15 protein-coding genes and 3 pseudogenes are annotated in these 22,032 nt (G+C 58.8%); 9 read left to right on the forward strand and 9 right to left on the reverse strand.

Features of this window, described 5'->3' with window-relative positions; genetic code table 11:
- Positions 1 to 1,464: 1,464 nt before the first annotated feature.
- The gene (locus HCN58_RS37800) at positions 1,465 to 1,773 is read left to right on the forward strand and encodes a hypothetical protein (RefSeq protein WP_446471647.1); all 309 of its coding nucleotides are present in this window, start codon (positions 1,465 to 1,467) and stop codon (positions 1,771 to 1,773) included.
- A gap of 347 nt (positions 1,774 to 2,120) precedes the next feature.
- Here HCN58_RS37800 and HCN58_RS16180 read toward each other — a convergent pair whose 3' ends face one another.
- From HCN58_RS16180 to HCN58_RS16190, 3 genes and pseudogenes are all read right to left on the reverse strand, one after another.
- The gene (locus HCN58_RS16180; protein WP_171580327.1) at positions 2,121 to 2,285 is read right to left on the reverse strand and encodes a hypothetical protein; all 165 of its coding nucleotides are present in this window, start codon (positions 2,283 to 2,285) and stop codon (positions 2,121 to 2,123) included.
- A gap of 77 nt (positions 2,286 to 2,362) precedes the next feature.
- A pseudogene (locus HCN58_RS16185) lies at positions 2,363 to 3,133 on the reverse strand (ferredoxin--NADP reductase); the annotation flags it as partial.
- 1,018 nt (positions 3,134 to 4,151) lie between these two features.
- Positions 4,152 to 4,340 (reverse strand): hypothetical protein, encoded by a 189-nt coding sequence (locus HCN58_RS16190; protein ID WP_171580329.1) that lies wholly within the window; start codon positions 4,338 to 4,340, stop codon positions 4,152 to 4,154.
- Between the two features lie 428 nt (positions 4,341 to 4,768).
- On the opposite strand from HCN58_RS16190, the gene HCN58_RS16195 reads away from it, so the two are divergent.
- Both HCN58_RS16195 and HCN58_RS16200 read left to right on the forward strand, forming a co-directional pair.
- Complete coding sequence (locus HCN58_RS16195; protein ID WP_376701179.1) at positions 4,769 to 5,287, forward strand: putative pterin-binding protein; 519 nt, start codon at positions 4,769 to 4,771, stop codon at positions 5,285 to 5,287.
- Between the two features lie 36 nt (positions 5,288 to 5,323).
- Complete coding sequence (locus tag HCN58_RS16200; protein ID WP_171580330.1) at positions 5,324 to 7,741, forward strand: putative bifunctional diguanylate cyclase/phosphodiesterase; 2,418 nt, start codon at positions 5,324 to 5,326, stop codon at positions 7,739 to 7,741.
- 785 nt (positions 7,742 to 8,526) lie between these two features.
- Here HCN58_RS16200 and HCN58_RS16205 read toward each other — a convergent pair.
- From HCN58_RS16205 to HCN58_RS16215, 3 genes and pseudogenes are all read right to left on the reverse strand, one after another.
- Entirely contained in the window at positions 8,527 to 9,045 is a 519-nt protein-coding gene (locus tag HCN58_RS16205; RefSeq protein ID WP_171580331.1) for a 6-pyruvoyl trahydropterin synthase family protein, read from the reverse strand.
- A gap of 27 nt (positions 9,046 to 9,072) precedes the next feature.
- The gene (gene folE / locus HCN58_RS16210) at positions 9,073 to 9,891 is read right to left on the reverse strand and encodes a GTP cyclohydrolase I (protein WP_311966819.1); all 819 of its coding nucleotides are present in this window, start codon (positions 9,889 to 9,891) and stop codon (positions 9,073 to 9,075) included.
- A gap of 4 nt (positions 9,892 to 9,895) precedes the next feature.
- Positions 9,896 to 10,051: pseudogene (locus HCN58_RS16215) on the reverse strand (Flp family type IVb pilin); the annotation flags it as partial.
- 670 nt (positions 10,052 to 10,721) lie between these two features.
- Here HCN58_RS16215 and HCN58_RS16220 point away from each other — a divergent pair.
- The 3 genes from HCN58_RS16220 (at position 10,722) to HCN58_RS16230 (ending at position 14,766) form a co-directional block, all read left to right on the forward strand.
- Positions 10,722 to 11,840, forward strand: coding sequence for a branched-chain amino acid ABC transporter substrate-binding protein (locus HCN58_RS16220; RefSeq protein WP_171580334.1), 1,119 nt, complete (start codon positions 10,722 to 10,724; stop codon positions 11,838 to 11,840).
- 605 nt (positions 11,841 to 12,445) lie between these two features.
- Complete coding sequence (locus tag HCN58_RS16225; protein WP_171580335.1) at positions 12,446 to 14,233, forward strand: HesA/MoeB/ThiF family protein; 1,788 nt, start codon at positions 12,446 to 12,448, stop codon at positions 14,231 to 14,233.
- Positions 14,234 to 14,256: 23 nt separating this feature from the next.
- Positions 14,257 to 14,766 carry a Mov34/MPN/PAD-1 family protein gene (locus HCN58_RS16230; RefSeq protein WP_283814584.1) on the forward strand — a complete coding sequence of 170 codons (510 nt, stop codon included), beginning with the start codon at positions 14,257 to 14,259 and terminating at the stop codon, positions 14,764 to 14,766.
- Here HCN58_RS16230 and HCN58_RS16235 read toward each other — a convergent pair.
- Positions 14,763 to 14,909: a hypothetical protein gene (locus HCN58_RS16235; RefSeq protein WP_171580337.1), complete on the reverse strand. Its 147-nt coding sequence runs from the start codon at positions 14,907 to 14,909 to the stop codon at positions 14,763 to 14,765. The genes HCN58_RS16230 and HCN58_RS16235 overlap by 4 nt on opposite strands.
- 339 nt (positions 14,910 to 15,248) lie before the next feature.
- Between HCN58_RS16235 and HCN58_RS16240 the strand changes: the two genes are divergently transcribed.
- Positions 15,249 to 15,581, forward strand: coding sequence for a hypothetical protein (locus HCN58_RS16240; RefSeq protein ID WP_210266007.1), 333 nt, complete (start codon positions 15,249 to 15,251; stop codon positions 15,579 to 15,581).
- 163 nt (positions 15,582 to 15,744) lie between these two features.
- Here HCN58_RS16240 and HCN58_RS16245 read toward each other — a convergent pair whose 3' ends face one another.
- Positions 15,745 to 18,048 carry a glycoside hydrolase family 113 gene (locus tag HCN58_RS16245; RefSeq protein WP_171580338.1) on the reverse strand — a complete coding sequence of 768 codons (2,304 nt, stop codon included), beginning with the start codon at positions 18,046 to 18,048 and terminating at the stop codon, positions 15,745 to 15,747.
- Positions 18,049 to 19,608: 1,560 nt separating this feature from the next.
- On the opposite strand from HCN58_RS16245, the gene HCN58_RS16250 reads away from it, so the two are divergent.
- Complete coding sequence (locus HCN58_RS16250; protein ID WP_171580411.1) at positions 19,609 to 20,112, forward strand: MarR family winged helix-turn-helix transcriptional regulator; 504 nt, start codon at positions 19,609 to 19,611, stop codon at positions 20,110 to 20,112.
- Between the two features lie 285 nt (positions 20,113 to 20,397).
- Here HCN58_RS16250 and HCN58_RS35825 read toward each other — a convergent pair.
- A pseudogene (locus HCN58_RS35825) lies at positions 20,398 to 21,328 on the reverse strand (transposase); the annotation flags it as partial.
- A gap of 493 nt (positions 21,329 to 21,821) precedes the next feature.
- Between HCN58_RS35825 and HCN58_RS16260 the strand changes: the two are divergent.
- On the forward strand, positions 21,822 to 22,032 hold a 211-nt coding region (locus HCN58_RS16260; RefSeq protein ID WP_171577955.1), incomplete at its 3' end, for a transposase.

Raw genomic sequence — 22,032 nt, forward strand, 5'->3', positions numbered from 1 at the left:
TCGCTCTAAGCTTCGGAAGCCGACATCAAAATGACGAGAGCACCCATCCCGTGGCTAGAGCCAGGCGAAAGACCGGGAAAAGCTGCAACCTTTCAAGCCCGAAAGCTTGCATCGATCTAACAGTTCGACCTTTGATGTCAGCGCCCGCCAGAAGGCGTTTGCAACTGCGGAAGTGGAGTCTGAGGCAGTTGCGCTATTCGGAAGTTCGATCCCTCCGCCACAGCCAGCAACTCCTAACCATTAAAAAGGACTGTCCGCCGCCGGGGGATTTCCGGTACCCAACCAGCGGGATAGCGGCCGACTATCGGTTGCCGTCGCGGTTCTAGCGGTTCTCTACGCTTGCTATGAGCAATGGGCTGCATTTGCAGAAGCCCAAAATAGTAGCTGGAAGATGATGACGACGCTGGAGTGCGGCGCGCCTTTATCGGAGGAGACGCTGAAACTGGCCATCAACCAAGCTGGCCTTATTGATCTCGGCAAGGTGGGCTGCTCTAGCGAGAGTTCTGGGCATCGTCCAGCGAACTTCTCAGGCCCGCAACGGCGCGACAAGGTGCGAGTGGATGGAAACAGAATTTCGGCTGGGGCAAGCGGCCGAGTATTCGGCCTGCTTACGCAGCTCTAGCCTTGCTAGTCGTAAACTTCTTGGGTCTGGCACTGGTTGCGCTGCGCGCTGTCTTCGGTTGGATCGTGGCAGGCTACGGGCCCTCACCAAGCCTGACTGAGTGATAGACGGTATTTCCTCGAAGGTCCGCTGCCATGCGGTGCCCCCTCGACGTTGCCGGCCATGACGCGCAGGTTCGGAGCTGCTTTGAGTTGAGCGAGAGCGTCTTAATGATGCTGGCGTACGAGCCATCTTCGGCGCGGGTGAAGGTGCCAATCTGAGCGGTGGTGATCTCCTGTTGCTGTTTCCAAGACCGCGACCGGCGCGGCCTCGATGGCGCCGCAACGACCGACCCGCAGCCTCTGGCCCGCAGCGTCAGCGGAGGATGGCAGGCTGAGCGATCTTGTTGCCTCGCGAGGAATGCCGCCGCTTGGCGGCAGGGCGCGAACGAGACATTGCGGGTAAGGGCCGGCGAACGGGGCGAGCGTTTTGTGGCGTGTGATCCGTCAGCAAGAGGCCGCTATGGACGTGGGCGCAAACAGCAGCGGCTTACAGGAACTCTTCACCGCGATGATGCCAACACCACTCTGCAACAGTAGCTCAAGGCAGGGCGGCCTTTTCTGCGCCGCCCCCGATTCAAAGTCAAAAAAAATCGATCGGACACGCTTAAAGGCGGGCTTTGGTATTCCAATTGAGCCTCCGCCCGAGGATTGACCATCAGCGCGAAGCGCTCGGGCCGGCGCTACAATTGAGAGGCGTCGACCTCCTCATCCGGGAAGTTCTCGCGTCCAGCTCCAGCCGGTTCTTCGCCTCTTCTCCCATGTGATTAGCACGTAGTCTTCGAACGTGCTCGAGGAGCTGACATGCGTCTCGATCAGCTGCCACAGCTCGCGCCTGATCTGGTATTTGCTGACGGTCATTTGCCTTGCCTATCATTGCTGGGTTCGCGACTCAACTTGTCGAACTGGCGCGTCGAAACGTTTGATGAAGGTGAGGAACTGCAATCAACATTGCGGTTGGAGCCAAGAACATTCAGCGCAAGGACAAGCGTAGCAGAAATCCCAGCCGCGATCAGGGCGTACTCAATTGAGCTCGCCCCAGCCTTGTCCCGCCAAAAACGTAGAAGAGGAGATGACTTCATTGCAATGCCATTTTCCCGGTTGGACTGCTAGCGGATTCCGTTCGACCGCTCCCGCCAGTCATTCGCTTGGGCTGCGTGCGGTCCATCCAAAAATGATGCCCGATGCTCGCTCATCTGAGTTTGAGAAATAGTTCAAGATTGGCCCTGTTAGAAGCTGACCAATGCCGCACAACACAGACAACGCGACAACCACAGCGTAGAGATAGGCCGCAAGTTGAGACCAGAATTCACCGTCACGATTGAGCATTAGCCCTCATATACAGCACCGCGCTTCCGACTAAAAATAAGAGCCTCCCCACGGAACTCGAGGGGCTGGTCGCCTGCCTCCTAAAGCCTGGAAGCCATGCTGCTGGGAAACAGCGCGCACTTCGGCATCGCTCAGAGACTCACAAGCGTTCCGATTTTCCACTCCTGGCGCTCTTTACGACGGTCGAAGATAATTTCAGAAAGCTGCACAACCTGCCGTTTGAGAAACGCAACCAGCTGTGTGAGACGAAGAATCCCTTGCTTGCAGCGCTCCAGCTCGCGCTGTTCGTCTGTCATTTCAGATGCTTCATGGCGATTCCTACTTGCCGTCGTGATTCATGTAGACCCCTTGGCCTAGCAGAGCTCAAATTATTTCGTTCGGCGAACTCCTTTTCGAACACGAATTGCGCCGGCTCGCCGTGATTGCCTTCGATAAACCCCTTCGCCACCAATAGCTCGCGGGCATCGCGCACCAGGGCGGGGCTGCCACATATCATGACGCGGTCATGCTGCGGGTCCAGTTCCGGCAGCTCGATGTCTGAAAACAGCTTGCCTGACGCGATCAGGTCGGTGATCCGGCCGCAGTTCCAGAAGCGATCGCGCGTCACGGTTGGATGATAGATCAACTGGTAGCGCGCAAAGTCGCCGACCAGCTCATCGCTCGGCAGTTTTCCCGTGATCATCTCGCCATAGGCGAGATCCTCGATACGGCGGCAGCCATGCAGCAGCGCGACATTCTTGAATCGCAGATAGGTTGCAGGATCCTTGATCACGCTCAGGAACGGCGCAAGCCCGGTGCCGGTGCCGATCAGATAGAGATTGCGCCCGTACTCGAGATTATCGATGACCAGCGTCCCCGTAGCCTTGCGGCTGACGATGATCTCGTCACCCTCCTTCAGTTGCTGCAGACGCGAGGTCAAGGGACCATCCGGCACTTTGATCGCGAAGAATTCCAGCCGGTTCTCGTAATGGGCGCTGGCGAGGCTGTAGGCCCGCAGCAGCGGCCTCTCGTCGAACGTGAGCCCGATCATGGTAAATTCGCCGCTGCGGAAGCGGAACGACGGATCCCGCGTGGTGGTGAAGCTGACGAGATTGTCGGTCCAGTGATGGACGCTCAGCACGCGTTCCTGGTTGAAATTGCTCATCTCACACTCCCGCGAAACTACCCGCGGGTCCGCGTTAGTACGAAGTGTCTGCATGGGTTTTCCAAATAATACTGCGAACACCAGCTGAGGCTCTCGATGCACTATCGTCGGACCGATAGGTTCACACCCTCAACTGCTTTGGCTTTCAAGATCGGCTTGTGCCCCCGCCTGCAGCTATCAACCCGGCCGCTGACCATTCACAACCTCTCCAATCGCTTGACTCGTTTAGCCCGCCGGGCATCTGCGTTGCTAAGATGATGAGTTTTTCCTCCAGGTTCACGCCGGGCAGGTTGGCTGGCTTTGCCAGCTCAAATCCTGCCAAGTGGGTGTGCCATCGCAGAACGCAATGGCAAATTGGGCACACCTTTGCTCCGACAAACACAGTACGTAACGGACGAAGAATCTCGTTTCTCACCTGAGTGTGTCGTCTCGGCTTCAGATTCCTTAGAAACTTGTGCTCTGTTGCAATTCTTAGCTCTGGTCAAAGCTCGTTCGGCGCGAGTTTGGAGTCATTTGCGTCGGATCTGGGTCTGGACGGGCTCGGCTTGCTGAATATGCATGACAATCCACTCTCACGGGCACTTGGTCTTGGTGATCGCCATTTTTGACCAAAGGCTAACCGAGTTTCTCGCGCCCGGAATCAGCGCCGTTGATTGTCGTCGGAAATTCGGGAGCACTCAAAAATCACGTCCTCGAAAACTCGCACCCCGCATTAGTTGGTCCGACTTCAAGCAAGGACCTGATTGTCCGCCGATTCGAGGGCTGGCCTTCGGCTGCTATGAGGTCACCCGCCGCGACGAGATCGTGGCACAATGCGCGCTCGCTCCGATTCGGACGGGCTCTAATGCTTAGAATTACGCATATGCCAACGCTTCTGATTCATCCAGTTGTGCGTACTTTCCCCACGATGGACGACGCTCTCTATGGCATCCTAAAGCAGGACATGGGCTCGCGCGGTCAGCGGCTCCCGATCGCTCCGTTCGAAGGACTGCGGTCTCACAAAATATCGCTTTGAAGATTAAGGAGAGTTTTCCGCCGACTTGCGCTTCGGCAGGCCGCCGAGAGGCTCACGTACGTTCCGATTTTTCCGGCCATCGGCGCCTTCTACGATGTTGCGTAGGACAGCTTCAGAAAGCTGCACAACTAGCTGTTTGAGATACGCAATTTCTTGCTTGCACCGCTCCAGCTCTCGATGTTCGTCTGTCATACCAATACTTCATCGCGGATTCCCATCGGCATGATTCATGTTGAACGTTTGTCCGACCAGGTGAGCGCGGATGACGAATTCGAGGCGCTCTCACGCAGACACTAATGGCAAACTGGGGGCCTTGCGCCGGCAAGTACCGTACGAAACGAACGAATGATCTCGCTCTTCCACCCTAGCGCATTGTCCCGACAGATCGGATCGGTTCGTACAACCCCCCCCTGTCACTCGCTTTGAATTTTAGGCTCTGCGCAGCAGCCCCTGCTGGTTAGTCCGAAGCGGCAGTTACGCGGCTTTGCCGATTTCGCGTTAGCAAAATGGTTACCGTCAAGTGCAACAGCCGGGCCCTCGAGCGGCAGCGTTAGCACTTCGAACAGAGGCGCAGTGTTAGTTCATCGCTTCATTCAATCAGCCACTCCGGGAGATTCCGCATGTCTATGCAGACGCGCCGCGTCGCAATCATAACGTTCGTTGTTACGGCCTGCCTGGCGTTCGCCTTCACCTGCTTGCCTGAGACCGGCATAGCGCAGGAACACCCGATCCTGACCATCAGCGGCAGGATCAATGCCTCCGACGCCGAAGCCGGCCTCACCTTCCGCCGTTCCGACCTAGAAGCGATGGGAATGGTGAGCTTCGAAACCAGCACACCCTGGTACAAGCATCCCGTCAAGTTCGAAGGCGTTCCGCTCGACAAGTTGATGAAGAACGTCGGCGCCACTGGTCAGCGTGTGGTCGCCATGGCGCTGAACGACTACAGCACCGAGATTCCCGTCGAGGACTTCGCGAAATACAACGCCATCCTCGCAATCAAACGCGATGGCGAATATATGCCGATCCGCGACAAGGGGCCGCTGTTCATCGTCTATCCCTACGATACGGACCCGGAGCTGCGAAGCCAGAAGTTCTACAGTCGCTCGGCGTGGCAGGTGAACCGCCTGATCGTGAAGTAACGGGCAAACCAGCGTTGTCGCTCGACGATGGCCGCCATGTTGAACCTTCGCCCAATCAAAATTTTGCTCGCGCTGGTCACCGGCGTGTTCGTTGCCGCCACCGCTTACATCTCCGCATTGGTGATGGAGCGCCAAAGCGCGCTCGAGCGGGTCTCGCGCTACAACGTCGCCTGGTTGGTTGGTCAGGCGACATCAGAGTACACGCGTCTCGAGCAACGGGTAAGCGCGTTCGGTCTCCCGGACAGCAAGATCAGCGCGGACGAGGTGCGCCTGCGCTTTGACATCATTGTCAACCGACTTTCGCTCCTGCGTACCGGTGAGGTCGAGGAGTTCGTGAAAGCAGATGCGGAATACGCCGCGACCATTGACGCGCTCGCGCGAGCCCTTGACGCCGTCCAACCGTACCTCGAGGATCTGAAGCCGGCGCATGTTCCGAGATTGCTGCAGATCCTGCTGCCGGTGGATGCCCGTCTCGCCCAGCTCGCCGCCGCCGCCAATCGCGTCGGCGGCGACCGCGTCGCAGACGATCAGCGCCAGCTGATCCGCCTACACTGGACCTTCTCGGTAATGGCGGCGGGGCTGATCGTATGCGGCATCGCACTGATCGTCTTGCTTGCCTGGCACAATCGGCTGCTGCAGAGAGCCCACAACGAGATGAAGGTGCTCACCAATGACCTGCGGGTCACATCCGAAAACCTGGCGGAAGCTCATCAGGAGGTGCAGTTCGCCAACGCCGAGCTGGAGCGGCAGAACGAGACGCTTGTCCGGCGCGATCGTGACCTGCGCACGCAAAACGAAAGGTTCGAGGCCGCTCTCGGCAATATGTCGCAGGCGCTTTGCCTGGTGGACGCACAGCAGCGACTTGTCATCTGCAACCAGCGCTATCAGGCGATGTTCGGTTTCGACAAGAACCTGCTGAAGGCCGGCACGCCGATGCGTCACCTTGCGGAATTCCTTTCCGCGAGCAGTGACGAGGGCGCCAGCCTGTACCAGGTTTATGCCAATCAACAGATCCTGGTCCGTGAGAACCGGGCCCGGACCTACTTCGAGGAATTGAACGACGGGCGCACCGTGGGCGTATCACATCAGCCGCTCAGCGAGGGAGGTTGGGTGGCAACATATGAGGATCTGACGGAACGGAGGCGTGCCGAGGCGCGGATCGCGCACATGGCGCACCATGATGCGTTGACCGGTCTACCAAACCGCACGTTGTTTCATGAGCGCATGATCGCAGCGCTCGAGCGTGCAGAAGATGGCGGAGGATTTGCAGTCATGCTGCTTGACCTCGACCGCTTCAAGACCGTGAACGATACGCTCGGCCATCCGGTCGGGGATGCGCTGCTGAAATCTGTGGCAGAACGCCTGAGCGCGACCCTGCGGCCCGGCGATCTGGTTGCAAGGCTCGGCGGAGACGAATTCGCCGTGCTGGCGATGGATGCATCCAATCACGACATCTCCCAGTTTGCCGACCGAATACTGCGAGCCATCGCCGAACCATTCGAGATCGGTGGACACCACATCGATATCGGAACGAGCATAGGCGTCGCGCTCGCGCTGGCGGACGGCCATGCTCCTGATGAGCTGCTCAAGAACGCAGACCTCGCCCTATATCAGGCAAAAGCGGCGGGCCGGGCGACCTTCTGCTTTTTCAAAGCGGAAATGAATCTGGAATTGCAGGCGCGGCGGCAGATCGAATTGGACTTGCGAGTTGCGCTGGCGGAAGGTGAATTTCACCTCCTGTACCAGCCGCAGGTCAATCTGACCTCGGGCCGGATAACCGGGTGCGAGGCGCTGCTTCGGTGGAATCACCCGGTGCGGGGGCCTGTGCCGCCGTCCGAATTCATCCCCATCGCCGAAGAGGCGGGACTCATTCCTGCGATCGGTGATTGGGCGCTGCGTCGGGCCTGCCATGAAGCAGCAGGCTGGCGATCCGATGTCAAGATCGCGGTCAACATGTCGCCGGCGCAGTTCAAGAATCCCAACCTTCCGCACAACGTGGTGCTGGCGCTGGCGGCTTCAGGCCTCCCAGCCGAACGGCTAGAGCTCGAGATCACCGAATCGCTACTGCTGCAGGACAACGACACCACCATGGCAACGTTGCATCGGATGCGCGAACTTGGGGTCGGGATCGCGCTCGATGACTTCGGAACAGGATACTCCTCGCTCAGCTATCTTCGGCGCTTTCCGTTCGACAAGATCAAGATCGACCAAACGTTCGTCCGCGAGATGACCACCGATGCCGATTGCATGTCGATCATCCAGTCGGTGATCGATCTCGCGCACACGCTCCGCATGAAGACAACTGGCGAGGGAGTGGAAACAGTGCAACAGAAGGACAGCCTGCAGGTCGCCGGCTGCACCGATGCGCAGGGTTTTTACTTCTTTCGGCCCATGTCGGGCAAACAGATCGCCGATTTACTGGCGCCCGGTGCGAACCGGGAGACGGCGGCCTAGGGGGAAGTTATCAGCGCGGCGCTTTGCCCCGCCGCGTTGCACGGTCACTTCGAGCCTCGCCCGCTGAAGTTATTCTTGAAGGCATGCACTTCACAAACGCCCCGGTACCTGCCGTGTAAACGGAGAAAAGACGGGTGTTGCCGCGGCCTGTCGCGCGGGCACTGATGTGCTGACGCTTGATACGGCCGTTCGCGAATCTCTGAAGGGCGTCGCTCGAACTATTCGACGCCTCGAAGCTGTGTTTCGGCACGGCCATTCCCGAGGCAAGCCTAGCCTTATGCGCGTCGGCAGGAGTATCAATTTCTATTTAGAAGATTCGCCACGGCAGAGTTTTGCAGCGACCCCGGTCTGTGGGCCCGACATTGAAAAAATACGAAGCTTCGGTAGAGCCCGTCATCGAACTCGACAATTCCGGCGCTCTATTTGCGCCCGGCGAGCGTGTTACGTTTTGGCCTGCAAAGCTTTCTGATGTTCCAGCGATCGCCGTTCCAAAGGGGGGCAGTAGTCGCCTGTGATGGACCGGGCGGCTGGAGTTCGGTTGGCCAAAGGGCAGATCGACATTCGAATTGCGGGAGGCCAGTTCGGCATGGTCAAAGACGATTATATCGAAGTCGTCGCAGTCAAGATTGCCTTTAGCGGCGGCGTTAGTCGCTCGTTTTTATCGCTGTCTGCGTCCGCCCGTGACGGTAGCCGTGCGCCCTCTCGGGACTTCAGTCGGCGCGAAGCGCCGTCCACGCAGTCACGCGAGGATGTCGTGACTGTCCCGAACGTTGCATCGGTGGACATCAGGGTTCGGCCGGATTGCAGTAGATCGCGGAGTTGCCGCTGTGTTCACGGACTTCCACGCTTTCAAGCCACACCCTGGCCGCGGTTTTCTTCGCCACATAATCCGATACGTGATCGAAGGCGTGCCTTGCAACCGCTTCGCACCCCACTGCCGGCAACACGCGAAGCTCTGCCAGCCCCGTCCGCTGCAATGATTCAAAGACGGGCAGGTGCGGATCGTCCGCCGCGACCAGCGTCGTGTGATCGAACATGTGATGCAGCCACGCCTTGACCTCCTTCAGGTCTCCGAAATCGAAGCACCAGTTGCATTCGTCGAGCTCGCGTGTGCCGAAGACAAAGGCGAAGGACAGAGCGTAACCATGCAACAGGTTGCAATGCGAGTGCGTCGCGCGCCACTGCCGAAAGCAGCATGACAAGCCTTCGCTGTGACCGTACGTCTTGGTCGAACGGTAGATCGGACCGGCCGCAGCGGGCGCAATCGGCGGCGAGGAAGGTTGAGACAGCAGGCCGGTTGCCATGCGAGATTTATTTTTCTTGACGAACGTTCATGCGCCGACGCGCCGTTCCAGCGCCAGAGCCTCGTGGAGGAATTCGTTCTTAAGATCCTTGTTGTGCAGCATCTCACCGAAGAAGGCGCTGTTGATCATCCGGCTCTGCTCGCTCGCGCGGACCCCGCGGTGGGTCCTGCACATGTGAACTGCGCTAATCCGAATGGCGAGTCCCTTCGGCGCAGTCTCGTCGACGATGTAGTTGCCGATCTGGGAGACGAGCTCCTCCTGGATCTGCAGTCGCGCGCAGAAGTACTCGACGATGCGGTCGTATTTCGACAGGCCGATGATCTTGCCCTCGGGCGATGGAAGCACGCCGATGTAGGCTTGTCCGTGGATCGGCATGAGGTGATGCGCACAAGTCGAGCGCACGTCGATCGGTCCGGTGACAATCAGACGATCACAGCGTTCGACGTTTTCGAATTCGGTGATTTTCGGCGCGGCGTCGTAACGGCCGCGCAGCACTTCCTCAACGAACATCTTGGCTACCCACCGCGGCGTATCGCGGGTGTTATGATCGTTGACATGATCGATGCGCAGAACGTCGAATAGCTCCTCTAATTTCTGCGACGCTTCCGCGATCATCGCGGCTTTCGCCGCTCGATCGGCAAATCCCTCAATGGCTTCGTTGCAAAGTGCGGCGCCACGCGGCGGCAGCCGCAATTTCTTGGCACTGTTATTCATGCTATCCCCTGCTGCGTTCCGTCCCATCCCCGGCTGGCGAGGAATGTCGCTCGCGTAATCTGGCCGACCCCCCTTACGGTTCAGTTTACAACGCATAGGTTGATTCGGCGCGAGCGAGCCGGCGGGCGCCACCGGTCAGAGAGCTGTTGATCGAAGCGAACGTCGCGCTGAGTTTAGTTCCGAGCCTATTCACCGCTGCCATGATAGCAAGTGAGATACCCGTCGCTATCAGCCCATATTCTACGGCGATAGCTCGAGACTCATCGCGTAAAAAGCGAACTAACGCTTTCACGGTGCGCACCCTTCCAACAGTTGAGACTCAGGACTTTACCGGCAATTTGTTAAAGCTAGCCGAATCTCATTCGAGATTTCGTTGTTATCGGCTTGGAAACTTTGTACGGAGCGGACCGATGCTCGCCGGAGCAAGCAGATAAAACAGCTGGTACGCTTCGGACAAGAGTGAAGTATCACAATTAAAGGCGCGTTCTGTACGTTACGGACAGACCTATTGCTTTCATACCCACCTAATTCGGCTAATGTTCAGGTTGGCAACTTCATGCGTTGACATTGCGCGGCGGTATGAGATCGATAGTGCTCTACGAGGGTGAGACGGGGCGAACGCATTGTAAGTTACGATCGCTTGCTCGGACGAATTTCCCTTTGCGTATGCCGCCCCGATTGCTTGCCCTGCTGGCCCGACGCCGGCAGATACTTAACATTCTGCTTTCGGGCGACGAGCTTTCTGCAGACACCTCCCGGACTAAAAGCTCGTGGTTCGGCAGAAGCGGATTGTTTTCTCATCGAGCCAAGGCGGGACTGCTCCTCTCTTCTGGACGCAATCGACGGTGTTTCATGCGCGATCATGACCTTGTTTCCAACGGCTTCGTAACACTGACGCGACAGGGCTCGTGCTGCTCTTCTCGAGCCTGCTCGCCTTTCCTTCACTTTGTGAGGACCACTCCATGAAATCACTCAGGCTCTTCGCCTTGGCACTTGGTGCATCCCTCACGTTCTCCACAGCGGCATTCGCGGAGGACATCACCATCGCTGTCGCGGGACCGATAACCGGCGGCGAATCCGCATTCGGCCGGCAGATGAAGAACGGCGCCGAACAGGCGGTGGCCGACATCAACGCCGCCGGCGGCGTGCTCGGCAAGAAGCTGGCGCTGCAGGTCGGCGACGATGCCTGCGATCCCAAGCAGGCGCGCTCGGTGGCGGAAAAATTTGCCAGCGCCAAGATTCCATTCGTTGCCGGTCACTTCTGCTCGTCGTCGTCAATCCCGGCGTCGGAAGCCTACGCCGACGGCAACGTGCTGCAGATTACGCCGGCCTCGACCAACCCGCTGTTCACCGAGCGCAAGCTGTGGAACGTGGCGCGCGTCTGCGGCCGCGACGACCAGCAGGGCCTGGTTGCCGCCGACTACATCGTCAAGAACTACAAGGGCAAGAACATCGCCATCCTTAACGACAAGACGACGTATGGCAAAGGCCTTGCCGATGAGACCAAGAAGGCGCTCAACAAGGCCGGCTTCACCGAGAAGATGTTCGAGTCCTACAACAAGGGCGACAAGGACTTTAACTCGATCGTGTCGCGGCTGAAGCGCAACAACATCGACCTCGTCTTTGTCGGCGGCTACCATCAGGAAGCCGGCCTGATCCTGCGCCAGATGCGCGACCAGGGCCTCAAGACCGTGCTGATGTCGGGTGACGCGTTGGCCGACAAGGAATATGCCTCGATCACCGGCGCCGCCGGCGCAGGCACGCTCTTCACCTTCGGACCCGACCCACGCAAGAAGCCGACGGCGGCTGCAATCGTCGAAAAGTTCAGGGCCAAGAACATCGACCCCGAAGGCTACACGCTCTACACCTACGCTGCGGTACAGGTGTGGGCGCAGGCTGTGGCCAAGGCCGGCACCACGGATCCGAAGAAGGTGATGGATACGATCAAAGCGGGCTCCTGGGAGTCTGCGATCGGCAAGCTGGAATATGATGCCAAGGGCGACATCAAGCAGATCGACTATGTCGTTTATAAATGGGACGACAAGGGCGGCTATGCCGAGGTGAACGAAAAGGGTTCCTGACGCATCAATCCGGTATAAGAAAGGCCCGACGATCGCCGAGCGTTTTCTTTTCAGAGCCGCCATTTGGTGGCTCGGCGGGGGTTAGGGCGGAGATCATCAGTCGATTGCTCCAGGGCAGCAAACTAGAACCGAAAGAAATTGAGGGTTTGAACTCGGCCTACAGATAGGCCCTGCGCTCGCTTTGCTTGGTGATATTCCGGGCTCCGGCAATAAGCGAGAATCGAAACCTCCTTGGCTGCGCTTCCCGCGGGCACGCAATTTTTCCCGTGGATTGCGGAGGCATTTGCTTGAGTTGTGACAATCGCGGATCCACAAACGGGTCGTCTCGATTTTGCCGACTGGCGTGAGTGCGGCCACGGGAAAACCGTGTCCCCTAATAAAATGTCCCTAGTGGGGGCATAGGCCCTCTACTCGGCGCGCCACGCGGGCGCGCCGAGGGCAACAGTAAGCTGAAAAGGAATCCACGAATGGCTAAACCGCCCCATCCGACCCATCCGGAACACCCGGAGCATCCTGACGTGCCGCCGGGCCCGCCCAGCGAGACGCCTGGCAACGGTCCGCCGCGCCCCAGCACGCCGCCCGGTCATCGTCCCGTAGGTCAATAGTTGGCAAAGGGCACAGCACCCGGCGCCGATCAGGATTGGTGGGCGCTTTGGCCGGGGCTCTTCCGCAAAGAGCTCGCCGCCTTTCCGCGTCTTGAGATCGCCCCGCGGATCGTCCACAAGAAGAACGGCGTGCTTATCTTGGAAGCGGACTGGCCCGTGCAAGGCCAGACTGAACCGATGCTTTTGCGCATCGGATATTCTCCGCTACACCCCTTCTTCCGGCCGGCCGTGGCAGCGCCAAACGCCACTTTCGAGCGCCATCAAAACCCACTTAGTCGCGAGTTATGCCTGCTGACGCAGGAAGCTGGGCAATGGGACTCGAACCAGCTGGTCGCCGACTTCATCCAGGAGCGACTGGAGCATCTCCTGCGTGCCCTCAAGGCCAGGAAGGATGGCCGGTGGGGCGACGCAGCCGGGCTCGAGGAACAGGCCGCAGATCCGCTGATGCCCTACTTCTTGGGGACCTCGGAAGAGGATTCCGTCATCCTTTTCGACGGTCAATCAGGCTTGCCGCCGGGACCGTATGGGTTGATGGAAGTGGTCTGCTCCTCTCGTTCCAGTCGGACCGGTGCTGCGTTCGAGGGCGTCCTGCGGCAACTGAAGACGAGCAGCGGGGCAGCGGTCGGGAAGCGATTCGGATTTCCGACGGAGTCACAAGACGCTCAGGTTCTCACCGGTCGGTGGGTCAAGTTCACTCCCCCTGCGACCACCGATGCACGCGAGTTGCTCCGGCTTGCCGAAGAGGAACTCGCGCGTCAGGCAGTGATGCAGCCGGGCAGCGTGCGGAAGGTCAATGACGCGGCGCGTGGCGCCTTGTGCATCACCGGCATCGTGTTTCCGGAGGAGGTCAAGTATGGCCCCGAGAAGGACGGCGCGGGATGGGTGTTTCTGGTGGAACGGCCTGCGCTCCTGGACGGAACGACCGGCGGCGCGCCCCAGCTGGTCTTGGGGGAGCGCGCCGGCAAGGACGATATCTTTTCGCGACTGCCTGTCGCGAAATCGCTACTGCCTAAGAAGGCCGTGGTCGTCGGGGCCGGCGCGATCGGAAGCTTCGCCGGCCTAGAACTAGCCCGCGCCGGTGTCGGAGAAGTCACGTTTCTCGATTTCGACACGGTCCAACCAGGCAATAGCCTGCGTTGGCCGCTCGGCCGCTCCGCCTGGGGAAGAAGCAAAGCCGCGGCTCTCGCGAACTTCATCGCCGAGAACTACCCGTGGACCAGGGCGAGCTTCGCTCAAGGGCGTCTCGGGGCGGCATTCACCGACGTTGCTTCACTTCCGGACGGGTCCGCGAACGTGCTTGCGCCTGTGTTCGACCTGCTGCGCGACACCGATGTCGTGGTCGACGCTTCGGCATCGGAAGAGGTGCAGCTCGCACTGGCGCATCATTCCAAGCGCCTCGGCGTGCCGTACGTCATCGGCTACGCGACCCACGGAGTCGCTGGCGGCGTGGTCGCGCGATTCTTGCCGGACGGGGAAGGCTGCTTCGTTTGCCTCCAAGAGCACTGGAAAGACGAACGCATACCCGAGCCACGCGTCGACAATGCCGGCCTAGTTATCCCCGTCGGCTGCAATGCGCCGACGTTCACCGGCGGAGGCTTTGACCTGCAGGAAGTCTCGCTTGAGATCGTGCGCACGGCGGTCGGACTGCTTTCGTCGGGAAGCTATGATCCCGGTGGCTGGACGGTGGCCGTGCTGACGCTCAAAAACGAAGACGGGTTCAGGACGCTTCCTCGGTGGGAAGGACATCCCTGCCCAGCTCACCCCAAATGCTGCGGAGCCAAACGGTGATAGTATGGCTTTCCTCGCGCGTAATGCAGTCAATGCGCGAGCACGCGCGAGACCTGGCCCCCCTTGAGAACGGAGGAATCCTTCTCGGCTGGCGTTCTGGTGAGAATCGCATCATCGCCGAACTACGCGGCCCCGGCCCCCTTGCCCTTCACGGGCGGCATTGCTTTGTTCCGGATCATGAGTGGCAGGTGGCGGAAATCAGACGTGCCTTCGAGGCCAGCGGCGGCGATCTCGACTACCTCGGCGATTGGCACTCGCATCCAGACGGCGTCGCCGAAATGAGCGACCTGGATTCCGCGACGCTCCTGCGGATAAGTCGACGCGTGAGTGCACCGCTGATGCTGATCGTGGCCGGAGGCGGAACGGAGTGGACCCCGCGATGCTGGAAGGGGCAGATCGTCCGCTCCTTGCTTCGGCGGCGATTGTTGGCGACACCGCAGGAGATCAAAATTTTCGATCCTTCGATGGTCTGGCGGCGGCGGACCGCGGTCTTGTCGCAACCGCCCATCCACCAGGTTGGTTCGCCCGCCTAGCTTCGCCTCGCCTTTTCCGGATCAGCCTGGTGCCGGATTCGGCGCTCCTCCTTGAAGGTCTGAAAGGTAGCTTCTTCCGCCGGTGACAACGGCGGCTTGGCCGCGCCGATGGCGGCGCTCGAGGCGCTAACGAGCGCGTCCATTGCGCCATCGCGACCCCCTCCGCTGGGGGTCTTCCTCTGCTCCAAGACACTGGAAGGCGGAAGCTCACCGGTCTCAGGCCGAGGGGCCGGCAGGGCGAAAGGTAAGCCGCCCCCTCATCATGCGACGGCTTCGGCGTCGCACATGGCATCAGATCCGTGGATCTGATCATTCGCCCAATTGACAGATTCCAGTCCAGCTGCAGGTATTGCCGTCTGCATCTCGCCAGGCCTGATCTCTAGGATTCATTGGGTTCCTTGGGGAGATGTGTCGTACGTTTCATAAAACCTTTGCTTGTCTAGGGCTGGCGAGGCTAAACTGAGCTTCGGCTGGGGGAGACGATGGTCGCGGAAGTTGCGCATCTATTGGCGCGAGACGCGGCGCCCGAAAAGATTCGGGCGCTCATCCGAACAACCATTTCAGAAATCGAGACGGCGTTCACCACGATCGATCATTTGCAGGCGCGTACGCGTCTTGCAGTTACTCTATCGCTTCTGGAAGGCAGTCCTCAACAGGCGTCCCCTCGGTACGGCAGGGTTATCGCAGCGCTTCGCGCCGAGATGAATAAGCTCGATGTGGACGACCGTCATTACTGGATCAGCACCTTCTATACCTTGCTGATGAGCACGTCCTCTATCCATCCCAAAGGCAATGCCGGTCATCTTGACGACTGACGAAGAGCGCGACATTGGATGCACGCCACGTGGGATGAAGCCAGGGCGCTCCAGCGGCCCCTGCCCGACGACGCTCTGAAGATCGTCATGCGCGGCGTAGGCAAGGAAGACAAGGTCGTTGCATGATTAAGAAGGGTCTCTTCCATCTTTTCGGGGTCAGTTATCAGATGAACCAGAAATCGCTCGCGTGGAGCTGATCCACGGTCGTATTCTTGATCTCAATTGTGTTGTTAGCGTCTAAGGTGATCACGACACTGGTGCCAACCTCGGCCATGTGCGATTGAAGCGCGCTGAAGTCGGCAAACAGCGTCTTGTCGAGCTGAATGATGTCCTGCACGCCATCGGCATTCTGGAAGTCGGTAATGGTATCCTTGCCGAGGCCAGGGGCGAACACGAACGTGTCGTTGCCGGTGCCGCCGCCCAGATAGTCGTTTCCGCCGCCGCCGGTCAGGCGATCGTTGCCGCTGCCGCCATACAGGAACTCACTGCCGGTGCCGCCTTGCAGACTGTCGTTGCCGTCGTCTCCGAACATTTGGGTTGCCGCGGTGCCGCCCTTCAGCTGGTCGTCGCCGGCATTGCCGTGCATAGTGTCCAGGCCGCCGCCGGAGAGATAGTCGTTACCGTCACCGCCATTCATGACGTTCGCAACGCCGCTGCCATAGAGCTGATCCTTGCCGCCTCCGCCATCGAGCAGGGCGCCAGTGTCGCCAGTGCTGGCCTTGACGATATCGTTGCCGTCGTCGCCGTAGAGCTGGTCCGTCGCTGTTGTGATGCTGGCGCCACTGTTGATCGAGTCGTCGTCGGCGCCGCCGTGGATCACATCCGCGCCGGGACCGCCGTTGATGGTATCGTTGCCCGCGCCACCCTGGATCATGTCCGTCCCGGCGCCGCCGTTGATCAGATCCTTGCCCGCGCCGCCGTCGAGGCTGTCATCATCGGTTGACGAGCCGAAGAACAGGTCGTGGTGAGCGGTCATGTCATAGTGGATGGACTTGTTCTGGTAGAGATTCCAGGTTCCAGGCGAACTGGGATTGACGGCGTCGGAGACGGAAAGATGCTCGCCGTTGACGGTGATGTCCTTGATATAGAGGTTGCGGTCGCCATTGGCGTTGGCGATATCGTTGATGAAAGCGAGATCGAGACTGGAGACGGTCGCCGGGTTGGCGAAGGTGAATGTAAAGGTCTGGAAGCCCGATGCGTCGGCCGCGCCGTGGAACTCGACGGTGTCGCCGACCTGCTGCCCGTTGAGCAGGAGCTGCATTTTGGCGCCGACGCCATCGACGACGGAGCTGTAGCCCGTCACTGTGACGGTAGTCTCCGTGAGTTTCGGAATGGTGTCGGGCCCGCCGGCAATGGTGTCGTCGCCGCCGTCTGCCTTGATCGTGTCGTTGCCAACCCCGCCTGACAGCACGTCATTGCCGCCGCCGACATCCATCAGATCGGCAGACGGAGAACCCGTCAGCGTCTGGGCGGGCGGCTGGTGCTGACCTCCGTACCATTCGGTAATCAATTGCTGGGCAGGTTTGCCCTCGGGCGAATAGCCGAGCGGCGAGTATTTGTTGTTCGTGTCCCAGTTCCAGATCGACGCGCCCCTGAACCAGCTTCCGCCTTCTGATCCCCACACCTGAAAGAAGGCATTGAAGGCGTCATACTGCTCCTGGACGTCCTGCGTCGTGCTGTCGGCCCAGCCGCCCGGGCTGATATTGGTTCCATCGACACTGCGATAGCCGGTTTCAGTGAAGAACACCTGCTTGTCGTATTGCAGGGCAAGCGAGTGGAAGAAATCGACCGGCGACATGTGATTCATCACCTTCGCCCAGTAGTCGTCCGTCGACATGCTGTTCCACGCATTGACCATCTCCTCGACGGTCGGCTCGGTGCTCGTCGTCAGCGGCGGATAGGCGTTGATGCCGATGACGTCAACCTTGTCCCAAAAGCTGACATTGATGGCTTCGTCTGTCGCGGCGGCATAGGTGATCTCTCCGTGGAACACGGCGCGTATGGAATCGATGAGGTCGACCCAGTAGCTCCGATATTCGGGGCCGGAGATCTTGCCGAGTTCATTGCCGATCACAAGCATGCTGACGTCTGCTTGTTCGGCGAGCTCCGCCATGTGAACCATTTGCGTTTTATAGGAAAGGAAAAAGGAGGCGGGATCGCTCGGATTAAGTACGTACGCAAGACCGCCATCTAGGGCGGAGACCATGGGCTTCAGCGTGACCGAAAGACCGAGCGCCTGGGCATTTGCCATGGCCTGAAGAATATTGGCGTCGCTCTCGGTCTTATTGGGATCCGCGAAGACATCATTCGATGTCCTGGTCTGCATAAAGAGCCGCGGCGCAAGCTCGATTGAGTTCGCATTGGTGCTGGCGATCGCCTGCATGGCGGCGAGCGCGGAACTGGTGACGAATGCACCATTGTAGTTGGAGAGGAACCCAAACCCTTGAACAGGAAATACGCCCGCCATCGTACAGCTCCTATTTCTTTCCTCGTAGTTTCTCTTGCTGCCTGGTGGCTCGGTTGCTTGCGCAGAGGCACCGGTCTGCGTGTTCAGCGTATTCAACGCAGCAGAGCATTCCACTCGCGCGCAGCGATGCAGCAGGTCGCAGATACGCGTTCAACGTGGGCGTGTTGTGACAGAATTAAGTTGATCTTGCGATTGCTGCTGTGCGTCGCTTCAACGTGAGGTCGACTTCAACTAAAACTCGAAACGGGCTTACTCAAAAATTCGACCCCTTCACGCCACACCAATGTTTATGCCCCCGGCGCAGTGCTTAGCGCGTCCGACGGGGAGTTATCCATTGAGCTAAACGGGAGTTGACCTGCTTCGTTCGGTCGATAAACGACCGGCAAATCAATTTAGACTGATTTCGAAATTCTGAACTCGCAGGCTAGGAGCACGCGCGATTACCCGAACGCAATCTGGTTGTTTAGATTCCGATTAACGGGACATCAATTTGCGACCGATGTAACGCAAACTGCCATGTCGTACGATGCTTGCGAGGGATAGCTGCGATCAGCTGGTCATTTTTGCGCGAAAAACGCGAAACATGAGCGAGATTCTCCGCCAAGCGACGCAAGAAATTCGTTATGCGATCATGCGTTCCTGGAGCTCTGGCCCATGGGGGCGTTTCCTCCCTGACTTGGCCGTGTGTAAAGTTCGCGCGGGCTTTTTATGCATTCAGCAAAAGCGCGGCGTTCTTACACGTAAAGCGTAAGACAGCCAGCAAGGGGCGGCCAAGCGAATTGATCGTTCGCCGTCGGTTGAACCGCAATCCGGTCAGGCAAAGTACTTCGTGCTGAGCCGCTTCGGTGGCCGCGCAGCGTGCTCCTCCGCGTTTGGGCGCGCAGCCAGCTCTCCGCTGGCGCCAAAGCACTCGAAGTGGCCACACTCGAATCGTAGATCTTCCGGCCCGAGAAAAATATGAAACGTGGCGAAGTCGTCAGCGTTCGGTATGCGTCGGGGAATTCCTCTCGTGCCCTCTCCAGCGGCATAGGTTGTCGATACGCTCGATTGAAAAGCGCGCCCAGTTCAGGGCTTCCATCCGCCGACATGACGCTGGGGCTGGAAATGCGCCCTGCGATCGCATCTGAGGCGTGCCGCGGTAGAAACACCTGGCCATGCCCCACTCCTATGCCGTTTCGCCGATTGAGATGGGTTTGACCGAGCGATTGTATTTGCCGACACCCAAAACAGTCTGGCTCGTGAAACAGGGTTACGCTTGGCCCTGCATAGTAACGGGATAGCGATATTGATTAATGCAACGCGTCCGGCGTCGGCGAATAAATTCTGCGGTTCCGCGCTTTTTGCGACCAATTTCACCACACCGAATTGTCCACTTTTGCTCGCGGCAACCCAGCCCCCCGGTTTTCGAGTGCAGTGACGCCAAGGTGATCCGGAAGTTCGCCGAGTGCCCGAACGATCTGAGCGCGCTGTGGGTTCGCGCGGACAGCATTGTCCGTATTCTTAATCTGCGCTAGGGAAACGAACCAAAGGATGAACTGCTGACATATGATGACTCAGGATATGCCCAGTCTAGCAAGAGCGGTCGACAGTGGCTCTGCTGAGAGTCAGGAGGTGGTCCGGCGATTCATGTGGGAAATAAGATCGATCAATTTATGTCTGGAGGAACTTCGCCAATTCCGGGCCGATGTACTTGGCATTACTGGGCCACAGTGGATGATCTTGATGGCTTTGACGGAGTTGGACAGAGAAAACGGTGTTCCGGTCAACGTGGTATCGAAATTTATGCACGTCGACCCTTCATTCGTCACGACCCAATCAAAGCTGCTGGAGAAGAAGGGCTTCCTGCGGCGTAGGACCTCCTCGAGCGATGCCCGGGTCGTCCAAATGTCACTGACGGACAAGACTTACAAGCATCTCGCTAGCGTCGCTGCACAACAGGAACTCCTCGATGAATTTGTTTTTGGTGATTTCGGTCTTCACGAACTGAGTGAGTTCGCTAATAGGCTCACTGCACTTAGGCATCGTCTAGAGAAAGCTCGCTTGAAAGTCGCTCTGGAGTCCTAAGGACCAAAACGCATAATCCTTATGGCGCGTCTGAACGAATTCCAACCTTCAATGTTCCTTAAAGCAGCACGGGGCAACGTCCAAAGGAATGCGATCCCGCTGTGTTGCGGGCGAAAGTGGCGTCTTCTCGGGAACAAGGAGCGACGCTCACATTGCAGAAGCCCTGTTACACCGATCTCATGCTGCATCGCTTGTGAACGCTTGCGTCGGATTGTGTTGAAGAATTCCGCGAACTGGCGATTTGGATCGGACAACGCGACCGGCGCACTGGCTGCTTAATTGCGCCTAAGCGGGTTGGAGCGCGGGGATGGGGGCCAACTTTGCGAGCTTCCGGAGGTTCTGGGCGGTGCCAGCAAAGATGTATTCGTCTCTAGCGCTCAACGGGCCTGTTAACCTAAAAGATACTCGAGGCGCTGGAGGTGCGCAAAGAGCATCTCCATCTTCTTCCGTTCGCGCCGGGACGTGACATAGGCATCAGTCTTGGCGATTTAGCGCGCAAGGTCCGACGTTTTCGTGGATTGAACGTGGGACCTTGCGGGCGGGCATCTTCGGCAGCAACGATGCTTAAGCTCGCAGGCGTCGCAATTAGGTTTGACGGCACAATAGAGCAGTGTTGCCTCATCATTCACCAGGATACTCGTGGAGGTCAGCGCCTTGCCAGCCGGGCTGATGTAAAGGTCGTTTTGTTGATCGTAGGCGAAGTCTTCCCGCGAGAACGTCCCATCGGCCGGCCCGACTTGTCGAACACGGGAATGTGCGGCTCGGTCGCGCGCTCGTTGCCCAACCAGCCCAACATCTCGGCTGCCCCGTAGGCACTGTCCACGGCTAGGCGCTCGGGACAGAGTTCAAGGCGTTCTTCAGTGCGCTCAACCATTGTGCGCGCCGCACCGACCTCGGCCTGCCGGATAGCTCGCATCGCCTCGACATCGACCATGATCGCGGCTTTCAAATCGAGAGGTAGTTGCTGGCATAGGCAAAGAAGGCATGTCCTTTGTGAGCGCCGATCTAATGCGCGGCCAGATCCGACTTCAAGATGAATTTCGGTGCCGTTTCGCTCGCCGCGCCCCAGCCTTATCCAGAGTGCCGAAAACTCCCGGATGGATCGATCCATCCTGGCAATGGTCTTCCAGTCAACCTCATCAGACCCATCTGCAGAAGGCTGCTTGTTGGCATCAGCGGCAATCAGGCTGGCATCTACCGCAAAACCGGAAACGCCATGACAGAGTTGATCGGCGTCAATTGGCGTTGCGCTTGGCCCGAAAGCATTCGTGTTTCGGCGCCAGTGCAGACCGGTCGCTGCCATCAAACCTGCCGGCATTTTCCCCGGTTCCATTGATTGTCTATGGTGGCTCGGGGCCTAGACGGGTGCGTAGATAACAAGAAATAGTCAATTGGCGGAGACACCACGGGACCCGCTTTCTAAAGCGGCCAAGATTGAAATCGCGGCATTCGAGCATCGCGAGCGCGAGTTTCTCAAATGGGATCGAGACGACCGGATAAGGCAGCTACTGCGCAGCATGCCAAAGAGCGAGAAGCGTCAATAGCGCGGCCGTAATCAATAGTCAGGAGACAAGCGCTAAAGTCTGCCAACCATGCCGTGATGGGACATCAAAAGGTAACTTTAGTCGTACTGAGTCAGACGGTCGCAGTCATTGAGGCTGAGAATCAAGTAATTGTGGAGATTCAATATTTGGCGCGCGGAGGGCCAGATGAATCTCGATCAGGGTGGAGATAGCGAAGCGCGGTTTGCGGAGTATGTAGCCGGACTTGGAAGCGTGATCGGTCACGTGGAGCGGACGAGACCGCTGCGCGACTATTGCATGGGTCTGATGCTGCCCGGGGAACGCAAAAGCGTTGAGCCGATGGCGGCGCGGACGGCTCCAGCGCGCACGGCGGCACAACACCAGTCGCTGCTGCACT

It is taken from the genome of Bradyrhizobium australiense (assembly GCF_013114825.1).
GTDB classification, from domain to species: domain Bacteria; phylum Pseudomonadota; class Alphaproteobacteria; order Rhizobiales; family Xanthobacteraceae; genus Bradyrhizobium; species Bradyrhizobium australiense.

Bases quoted from the DNA above. Each gene is read 5' to 3' on its own strand.
- HCN58_RS16195 (WP_376701179.1), top strand. From the start codon at position 4,769: ATGTCTATGCAGACGCGCCGCGTCGCAATCATAACGTTCGTTGTTACG.
- HCN58_RS16245 (WP_171580338.1), bottom strand. From the start codon at position 18,048: ATGGCGGGCGTATTTCCTGTTCAAGGGTTTGGGTTCCTCTCCAACTAC.
- HCN58_RS16205 (WP_171580331.1), bottom strand. From the start codon at position 9,045: ATGGCAACCGGCCTGCTGTCTCAACCTTCCTCGCCGCCGATTGCGCCC.
- HCN58_RS16190 (WP_171580329.1), bottom strand. From the start codon at position 4,340: ATGACAGACGAACATCGAGAGCTGGAGCGGTGCAAGCAAGAAATTGCG.
- HCN58_RS16220 (WP_171580334.1), top strand. From the start codon at position 10,722: ATGAAATCACTCAGGCTCTTCGCCTTGGCACTTGGTGCATCCCTCACG.
- HCN58_RS16230 (WP_283814584.1), top strand. From the start codon at position 14,257: ATGCAGTCAATGCGCGAGCACGCGCGAGACCTGGCCCCCCTTGAGAAC.
- HCN58_RS16250 (WP_171580411.1), top strand. From the start codon at position 19,609: ATGCCCAGTCTAGCAAGAGCGGTCGACAGTGGCTCTGCTGAGAGTCAG.
- HCN58_RS16200 (WP_171580330.1), top strand. From the start codon at position 5,324: ATGTTGAACCTTCGCCCAATCAAAATTTTGCTCGCGCTGGTCACCGGC.
- HCN58_RS37800 (WP_446471647.1), top strand. From the start codon at position 1,465: ATGCGTCTCGATCAGCTGCCACAGCTCGCGCCTGATCTGGTATTTGCT.
- HCN58_RS16235 (WP_171580337.1), bottom strand. From the start codon at position 14,909: ATGGACGCGCTCGTTAGCGCCTCGAGCGCCGCCATCGGCGCGGCCAAG.
- HCN58_RS16180 (WP_171580327.1), bottom strand. From the start codon at position 2,285: ATGACAGACGAACAGCGCGAGCTGGAGCGCTGCAAGCAAGGGATTCTT.
- HCN58_RS16240 (WP_210266007.1), top strand. From the start codon at position 15,249: ATGGTCGCGGAAGTTGCGCATCTATTGGCGCGAGACGCGGCGCCCGAA.